This window comes from Nocardioides sp., from assembly GCF_016462705.1.
Classification (GTDB): domain Bacteria; phylum Actinomycetota; class Actinomycetes; order Propionibacteriales; family Nocardioidaceae; genus Nocardioides.
In genome coordinates this window covers 1-3,885 of record NZ_JAEMSS010000276.1, presented here as the reverse complement: position 1 = coordinate 3,885, position 3,885 = coordinate 1, and the positions used below count along the sequence as shown (strand labels likewise).

The 3,885-nt window shown below is 70.9% G+C and carries 3 protein-coding genes; 1 reads left to right on the top strand and 2 read right to left on the bottom strand.

Annotated elements, in window-relative coordinates:
- Nucleotides 1–1,864 (bottom strand): glycoside hydrolase family 65 protein (locus tag JHD21_RS21300; protein WP_292679488.1); only part of this gene is annotated, 1,864 nt, incomplete at its 3' end.
- 26 nt (nt 1,865–1,890) lie between these two features.
- On the bottom strand, nt 1,891–2,577 hold the full coding sequence (locus JHD21_RS21295; protein ID WP_292679486.1) for a beta-phosphoglucomutase family hydrolase: 687 nt from the start codon (nt 2,575–2,577) through the stop codon (nt 1,891–1,893).
- A gap of 46 nt (nt 2,578–2,623) precedes the next feature.
- On the opposite strand from JHD21_RS21295, the gene JHD21_RS21290 reads away from it, so the two are divergent.
- Nucleotides 2,624–3,885, top strand: a 1,262-nt coding sequence (locus JHD21_RS21290; RefSeq protein WP_292679485.1) for a dihydroxy-acid dehydratase, incomplete at its 3' end; no start/stop codon positions are given.

The window sequence follows — 3,885 nt, the reverse complement described above, 5'->3', positions numbered from 1 at the left end:
GCTTGAGCACCTGGAACCGGTAGATCACCAGCGGGTGGTAGTGCAGCAGCAGCGGGCGCAGCTCGTCCGGGGTCTTCGAGAGGTCCCACACCTCGCGGTCGAGGAAGAAGTCGTCCTGGGGGTGGATGCCCAGACCCTCGTCGAACGGGATGTGCATCCCGGCGGCGCAGCGGCTCCACTCCTCCACCTCGTCGTCCGCGACCCCCAGCCGGGCCTGGACCTGGAGGTACGCCGTCGGCTCCTGCTCCCGGATCCAGGCCAGCGCCTCCACGGTCTGCTCGAGGTTGTAGCGGGCCATCACGTTGGTGAAGAGGTTGTTGTTGACCACGGTCGTGTACTCGTCCGGCCCGGTCACCCCGTGGATGTGGAACGCCGGGTCCCCGCCGTTGCTCCGCCAGAACCCCAGGTCCGCCCACATCCGCGAGGTCTCGACGAGGATGTCGATGCCGTCGCGGACCAGGAAGCCACGGTCACCGCTCGCGAGGACGTACTGGACCAGGGCGTAGGCGATGTCGGCGTCGATGTGGACCTGCGCGGTGCCGGCGGCGTAGTAGGCGGACGCCTCCTCGCCGTTGATCGTGCGCCACGGGAAGAGCGCCCCGCTCTGGGCCATCTCGCGGGCCCGGTGCCGCGCGGCCGGCAGCATCTTGCGACGGAACTGCAGCAGGTTCCGGGCGGCGTAGGGCGCGGTGTAGGTGAGGAACGGCGCGACGTAGACCTCGGCGTCCCAGAAGTAGTGGCCCTCGTAGCCCGAGCCGGTGACGCCCTTCGCCGGGACCCCGAGCTGGTCGGCGCGGGCGCTGGCCTGGGCCACGCCGAAGAGGTTGAACCGGATCGCCTGCTGCACCGCGGCCTGCTCGCTCTCGGGGCGACCGCCGGCACCCGAGACCCGCACGTCGCTGGCCGCCCAGAAGTCGTCGTACCAGGCCCGTTGCTCGCGGTGGTAGTGCGCCACGTCGTGCGCGGTCGCCCGGTCCAGGGTGCGGTCGCACCGGTCGGAGAGCTCGCGGACGGGGACGCCGCGGGAGGAGTGGTAGGCGACGGCCTTGACCAGGCGGACGGTGCGACCCTCGGTCGCCTCCACCCGGAACACCAGCTTGGTGAGGTCCTCGTCCTCCCGCCGGACCGTCTCGACCGGGTCCTTGGTCTCCAGGTGGTGGTCGGCGGCGACCGCGATGGTCATCCGTGAGTTGGCGCACTCGTAGCCGAGCATCATCCGGTTGTCGCGCGCGTAGTGGAGCCTCGGCTGGAGCACCCGGTCGGCGAAGACCCCCGCCTTCCGCGGGTCGGGTGCGTCACCCATGGACCGGCTGGCGTCGTGGTACTCGTCCTTGCCGTCCTGGCGGTTGAGCAGCTGCGACGAGATGACCAGCGGGGCGTCACCCTCCAGCATCGTGACCTCCAGGGTGATCACCGCGAGGTGCCGCTGGGTCATCGAGACCATCCGTGACGAGTCGACCTGCACGCGCTTGCCCGACGGGGTGCGCCAGACGACCGAGCGCCGCAGCACCCCGTCGCGGAAGTCGAGCGAACGCTCGTAGTGCTCGAGGTCGGCCATGCTCAGGTTGAGCGGCTCGTCGTCGACGTAGAGCTTGACGAGCTTGGCGTCCGGTGCGTTGACGATGGTCTGCCCGGTGCGGGCGAAGCCGAACGCCGCCTCCGCGTGCCGGATCGGCCAGGTCTCGTGGAACCCGTTGACGAAGGTGCCGTGCGCGTAGGCGTCCCTGCCCTCCTCGGGGTTGCCGCGCATGCCGAGGTAGCCGTTGGCGACGGTGAAAAGGGTCTCGGTCACGCCGAGGTCGTCCGGGTCGTGCTGGGTCTCGACCAGCCGCCACGGGTCGACCGGGAACCGGGACCGGGGCATCGGGTCGGCGGGCACCTCGGAGCGGCTCACGGCACGAGCTCCTGCAGGTCGGCCACGACCAGGTCGGCTCCGGCCCGGGTCAGCGTGTCGACCCCGGCGCCGCGGTCGACGCCGACCACCAGGGCGAACTCGCCCGCCCGGCCGGCGGCGACGCCGGACACGGCGTCCTCGAGCACGACCGAGGTCGCCGGCGTCGCGCCGAGGACCTCGGCGGCGTAGGAGAAGGTGTCCGGGGCCGGCTTGCCCGGCAGACCGTGCTCCTTGGCCACCGCGCCGCTGACGACGGTCCGGAAGCGGTCGGTCAGACCGGCCGCCTCGAGCACCGCGGGGGCGTTGACGGAGGAGGACACGACCGCCAGCGGCGTCCCCAGCCCGCGCAGGTGGTCGAGGAGCTCGACCGAGCCGGGATAGGCGGTCACGCCGTCCCGCGCCAGGACCTCGTTGAAGGCCTCGTTCTTGCGGTCGCCCAGCTCGACCACGAGCTGCTCCGGCGCCGGGATGCCGCGGGAGGTCAGGAAGTCCCGGACGCCGTCGTACCGTGGCTTGCCGTCGACGTGCGCGAAGTAGTCCGCGTCCGTGTAGGGCGGCTGGCCGGGCTCGGTCTCCAGGAAGTCGTTGAACATCTCCGACCAGGCTCGCATGTGGACCTCGGCCGTCGGCGTCACCACTCCGTCGAGGTCGAAGAGCACGGCGGCGTAGTCGGCCCAGTCCACGGTCACCTGCGAAAGCGTAGAGGGGGATGGCCGATACGCTCGCGTCATGACCGAGGGGGAGACCAAGCCCGACATCAAACCGCGTTCGCGCGATGTCACCGACGGGCTCGAGCGGGCCGCGGCGCGGGGGATGCTGCGCGCGGTCGGCATGGGCGACGACGACTTCGCCAAGCCCCAGATCGGCGTCGCCTCGAGCTGGAACGAGATCACGCCCTGCAACCTGTCGCTGCAGCGGCTGGCGCAGGCGGTCAAGAACGGCGTGCACGCCGCGGGCGGCTACCCCCTCGAGTTCGGCACCATCTCGGTCTCCGACGGCATCTCGATGGGTCACGAGGGGATGCACTTCTCGCTGGTCTCCCGCGAGGTGATCGCGGACTCGGTCGAGACGGTGATGATGGCCGAGCGGCTCGACGGCTCGGTGCTGCTGGCCGGCTGCGACAAGTCGCTGCCCGGCATGATGATGGCCGCGGCCCGGCTCGACCTGGCCAGCGTGTTCCTCTACGCCGGCTCGATCATGCCCGGCCAGGTGGACGGCCAGGACGTCACGATCATCGACGCCTTCGAGGCGGTCGGTGCCTGTCTGGCCGGCAAGATGAGCCGGGAGCAGGTCGACAAGATCGAGCGCGCCATCTGCCCGGGCGAGGGCGCCTGCGGCGGCATGTACACCGCCAACACGATGGCCGCGGTCGCCGAGGCGATCGGGATGTCGCTCCCGGGCTCCGCGGCACCGCCGGCGGTCGACCGGCGCCGGGACGGGTTCGCGCACCGCTCCGGCGAGGCCGTCGTCAACCTCCTGCGGCACGGCATCACCGCCCGCCAGATCATGACCAAGGAGGCGTTCGAGAACGCCATCACCGTGGTGATGGCTCTGGGCGGCTCCACCAACGCGGTGCTGCACCTGCTGGCCATGGCCCGTGAGGCCGAGGTCGACCTCACCATCGACGACTTCAACCGGGTCGGTGACAAGGTGCCGCACATCGGCGACCTCAAGCCCTTCGGCAAGTACGTCATGAACGACGTCGACAAGGTCGGCGGCATCCCGGTGGTCATGAAGGCGCTGCTCGACGCCGGCCTGATGCACGGCGACTGCCTCACGGTGACCGGCCGGACGATGGCCGAGAACCTCGCGGACATCGCCCCGCCCGACCTGGACGACGACGTGCTCCGCAAGCTGGACCGGCCGATCCACGCCACCGGTGGTCTCACCATCCTCAAGGGCTCGCTCGCGCCCGAGGGCGCGGTGGTCAAGACCGCCGGCTTCGACGACTCGGTCTTCACCGGCACGGCGCGGGTCTTCGACGGCGAGCG